A 1,667-nucleotide genomic window follows, 5' to 3' on the forward strand; every position below is an offset into this window, starting at 1 on the left:
CAACCTGGGTGGGGGGATGGTGTGCTACTGGCCATGCACGAGGATAGTGGGGCGCGGGTGGTTGGTGTAGACCAAGAGCCGCCCATTCTCAGGAACCTGGTGCCGGGCCGGAGCTGACCGTCCGCGTTCTCAGGCGGCCGTCCGCCAGACGAAGATCTCCGTGCTCGGGCGGCGTTCGGCGAAGGTGTCCGTCGGGGAGGCCGCCCGCAGCAGTCGGCGCAGGTCCGTCTCGAAGTCGGTGCGGCGCTCGCCGAACAGGCGCGGTGCAGAGAACGACATCGAGAACACCCCCGAGACGATGTCGTCCGCCGTGCGCTCCAGTACCTGCCCGCCGGGGACGACATGGCGCTCCGGGCCGGTGAACCCCGCGGCGGCGAACACCGCGGCCTCGCCGCCGGGGGTGCCCTGCGGCAGCGTTCCGCGTCCGGCGCGGCGGACCGGTCCCAGGTACCGCCGGACCAGTTCCTCCGTCGCGGGGTAGGGCGCCACCGGGTGCGGGAGGCCTTCGGCGGACCGCTCCTCCGTCTTCAGGTCCGAGATGTGCAGCAGCGCTCCGCCGGGCGTCAGCATGTCCCTGACGGTCGCCGCCACGAGATCGCGGTCCATCCAGTGGAAGGACTGGGCGAAGGTCGCGACGCCGAACGTGCCGAGGCCCGCGGGCAGATCCTCCGCGCGGCCACGTACCCAGCGCGCCTTGTCGCTCACCCCCAGCTCGGCGGCCTCGCGCCGTGCTTCGTCGAGCATGCCGGGGTCCGGGTCCACGCCCACGATCTCGTCGAACAGGTGGGCAAGATCCAGGGCGAGCGTCCCGGGTCCGCAGCCCACGTCGAGGAGACGTCCCCGCCCGTCGAGGTCCAGGATCCCCGCGAGCGCGTCCGCGAGCCCCGGGGCGTACGGCAGCCTCCCGCGCCGGTAGTGGGCGGCCGTGCCCTCGAACAGCGTCTCGTCCCACTCCCAGCCGGCCACCACGCCCGCCCACCGCCTTCACCTGCGTCCTCGGCCTCCGGAGCCGTCGGCTCCATGACGCCACCGTCCCACGCGCGGCCACCGAGCCGCGGCGCGAAGCGGCCGTGCGCCTTCCGGTAATCTGGATCTTTTCCCGCAGAGGAGTTACATCCGTGGAGTTCCGGCTGCTCGGAGCGGTGTCCGTCGCCACTGAGGTCGGCGTGCTGCCGCTCGGTCCCGCCAAGCGGCGCAGCCTGCTCGCCGCGCTGCTGCTCAGGCCCAACCATCCGGTGCCGGTCGACCAGTTGACGGCCGCCCTGTGGGACCACGAGCCGCCGGCGCGGGCCCGCGGGGTCATCCAGGGCCATGTGTCGCGTCTGCGGGTGCTCCTGACGGGCGCGGACGCCGAGGTGTTCGGCGTCGAGCTGCTCACCCAGGGCACGGCGTACGTCCTGCGGATGCCGGAGTCGCTCCTGGACGCCCACCGCTTCGAGGAGCTGGTGACGCTGGCCCGCGGCCAGCGGGCGCCCGCCGATGCCGTGGCGATGTACCAGGAGGCGCTGTCGCTGTGGCAGGGGCCGGCGCTGACCGGGGCGCATCCGAGCCAGCCGCTGCAGGCCGCCGCGCAGGCGCTGGAGGAGCTGCGCCTCGCCTCGGTGGAGTCGCTGGCCGCTTCCTTCTCACTGATGGGCGAGCACGCGCGGGCCGCCGCCGTGCTGCGC

General features: G+C 73.5%; 2 protein-coding genes. One reads left to right on the forward strand and one right to left on the reverse strand.

Translation table 11 applies throughout. The annotated features are described in order from the left end of the window. Positions 1 to 129: 129 nt before the first annotated feature. Positions 130 to 969 carry a class I SAM-dependent methyltransferase gene (locus AOK22_RS38580; protein ID WP_055703285.1) on the reverse strand — a complete coding sequence of 280 codons (840 nt, stop codon included), beginning with the start codon at positions 967 to 969 and terminating at the stop codon, positions 130 to 132. A 149-nt stretch (positions 970 to 1,118) separates the two neighbouring features. Here AOK22_RS38580 and AOK22_RS38585 point away from each other — a divergent pair. Then, positions 1,119 to 1,667, forward strand: a 549-nt coding sequence (locus AOK22_RS38585) for an AfsR/SARP family transcriptional regulator (protein ID WP_208606514.1), incomplete at its 3' end; no start/stop codon positions are given.

The organism is Streptomyces silaceus, from assembly GCF_001419745.1.
In the GTDB taxonomy this organism is placed as follows: domain Bacteria; phylum Actinomycetota; class Actinomycetes; order Streptomycetales; family Streptomycetaceae; genus Streptomyces; species Streptomyces silaceus.